This window comes from Micromonospora sp. NPDC049048, from assembly GCF_043197615.1.
Lineage (GTDB): Bacteria > Actinomycetota > Actinomycetes > Mycobacteriales > Micromonosporaceae > Micromonospora.
This window is the reverse complement of the sequence record NZ_JBICTM010000029.1, coordinates 1-2,689: the sequence shown is the minus strand read 5'-3', so window position 1 is coordinate 2,689 and position 2,689 is coordinate 1. Positions and strand designations below refer to the sequence as shown.

The following is a 2,689-nucleotide window of genomic DNA, read 5'->3' as shown; positions in this document are numbered from 1 at the left end:
CAGCGCCCCCGAGCGACGCTCCAACTCCGCGTACGTCAGCACCTCGCCGTCAGCGACGCCCGCGACCGCGTCCGGCGTGCGGCGGGCCCACTCCAACACCAACTCGTGCAGCGGCTCGGCCGGCACCGGACGGACCGGACCCCGACCCCACGCGAGCAACCGCTCCCGCTCCGCGTCCCCCAGCAACGGCAGCGCGGACAGCGGGATCCCCGGCTCCCGCACGCCGGCCGACACCAGCGTCACGGTCTGGTCCAGCAGGCCCCGTACCCAGTCCGCGGAGAAGCCCTCCGCCGCGTGATCCACCCGCAGCCCGGAACCGTCCGAGGCCACGGTCACCACCAGGTCGACGTCCACCGTCTCCGCGCCCACGTCGGCCACCGGGCCGTCGACGAGGCCCACCGCCACCGGACCCACCACGCCCGCAACCGCCGTCGGCGCGGCCCACGCCGCACCCACCCGGCTCACCAGCTGACCGAACGCCGGATCGTCCGCCACGCCCACCCGCACCACCGACCCGCCCGAGGAGACGCCGAGCGCCACCTCCTCCTGACCGGTGTAGCGGGCCAGCACCCCGACGAGGCCCGCCAGCACCACCAGTCCGGCCGGCTCCGGGCCCGGCAGGCCGGGCAGCGCGAGCGTCCGCGACTCCGACGCCGCCCGGGCCGGCCACGCCAGGGGCCGCCGCAGGTCACCCATCAGGTCGAGGGCCTCGAAGTCGGGCCCGGCGACGCCCGTGGTCGGGGCCTGAGCACCTACGAACCCGACAGACATGAGTCAACCTCCGATCAGGACCGGCGCCATCCACAGGGGTACGGCCGGCTCAGGGAACCAGGAACTGGTGGGCACGCTGTGCCCGGGTACGGCGTTCAGGCGGTGCCGGGGGCCGGGGCGGGCCCGGCTTCGAGGAACCGGAGCATGTGGGTGCCCAGTTCCTCGGCGAGGGAGAGCGGGATCAGGTCGGTGCGGATCGTGATGCGCAGAAGGGCGTCACGGTCCCGGGGGATCGCCTCGACGGTGAGACCGCTCATCACCTCCCGCGCGTACGGCTCGACGACCTCCTCGGTGCGGCAGCCGGGCAGCTCCAGCGGGAGGACGACGTTGTCCTGGTAGGCGAAGCCGGGAACGCTGGCGACCACCTCGCCCGGCAGGCCGACGGCCGGGTCGGCGGCGGTCTCCGAGAAGGGCACGTCCTGGGCGGCCATCAGCTCGTCGACGGTCTGCTGGACGTGCCGGAGCAGGTCCTCCTCCGGCCGGAACCGGACCCGGACGCAGTTCGAGTTGATCCGGATGGTGAACGCGGAGTCGAGGATGCGGCTGCCCCGCTTGGCGACGATCATCAACAGGCCGATGTCGTCCTGCTGGTGGATGGCGCGCAGCGCCGAGGCGTACGCCGCCACGAAGTAGCTGGAGCGGCTGAACCGCTGTTCGCGGGCGGCGTGGTCCCAGCGTTGCAGCACCTCGGGGGTGACCGTGACGATGTGCCCGGCCTTCGGGCCCCAGGCCAGCGCCTGTTCCAGGGGCACCTGGGGTGCGGCCTTGCCCTGGCGGGGCAGGCCGCGTAGCTGCTCGCGCCAGTAGGCCCGTTGGGCGTCGAGGTCGGTGGCGTCGCGCAGCCGCATGTACTCGTCGTACGACTCGCGCAGCGTCGGCGCGGGGCGCGCCCACGCCGGAGCCTTGCCCGACAGCCGCGTGGTGTAGGCGTGGCTGAGGTCGCGTACGAGCAGGGTGTGTGACCAGCCGTCGAAGGCGATGTGGTGGATGCCGATGCCGAACAGGATCCGCTTCGTGGCCTTGTTCCGGATGAGGGCGGCGCGCCAGTTGCGGCCCTGGGTGTAGTCCAGGGGCTGCTGCACGGCCTCGGCGAGTTGGTCGAGCGCGTCTTGTTCGGTGGTGGCGTCGGTGAGTAGGCGCAGCTGTGGCATGCCGGGGTTGGGCGGGATGATGGCGACGGGTGGGTCGGTGCGTCGGTAGCGGGCGTGGAGGGCCTCGTGGCGGCGGTGGACGTCGCCCATGGCGGCCATCAGGGCGCGCAGGTCCAGGTCGCCCTCGATCCACCAGGTGGTCGGACAGACCAGCTCGAAGGGAAGCGCGACGCACTTGGCGACCGACGGCGTCAGCGGGACGGGCTTCGACGGGCCGGGGCGGCCGGTGACGGGAGGCGCCGGCTCGACCCTGGGGCGGCGGGGGGCGGTGGCGAGCCACTGGGCCAGTCCCTGCGGGGTGGGCGTGCGGTGGATCTGCGAGACGGGTACGACGACGTCCGCGGCCTCGTCGATGCCGGCCGCCACCGCCGCCGACTGCAACGACGTGCCGCCGAGGTGGAAGAAGCCGTCGTGCGTCCCGACCCGGTCCAGCCCGAGGACGCTTGCGAAGACCCCGGTGACGAGGCGTTCGGAGTCGGTGGCCGGTGCCACGTACGGCACGTCGAGGTCGGGGCGTTGCGCGTCGGGTGCGGGTAGTGCCTTTCGGTTGATCTTTCCGGTGCCGCCGGTGGGGAACCGGTCGAGGATCATGATCACGGCGGGGACCATGTAGGGCGGGAGTATGGCGGCGGCGTGGTCGCGTAGTTCGGTCACGGCCGGCTTGCGGCCGTCGCGTCCGGTGACGTAGCCGACGAGTCGGGCGATGCCTTGGTCTTCGCGGCGGGTGACGACGGCGGTGCCGACGTCGGGGTGTTGTTCGAGGGTGG

1 protein-coding gene and 1 pseudogene are annotated in these 2,689 nt (G+C 73.2%); both read right to left on the bottom strand.

Annotated features, from left to right (window positions below):
- Window positions 1-771: pseudogene (locus ACGFIG_RS30690) on the bottom strand (non-ribosomal peptide synthetase); the annotation flags it as partial.
- A 95-nt stretch (window positions 772-866) separates the two neighbouring features.
- Window positions 867-2,689 (bottom strand): condensation domain-containing protein (locus ACGFIG_RS30685; protein WP_393008865.1); only part of this gene is annotated, 1,823 nt, incomplete at its 5' end.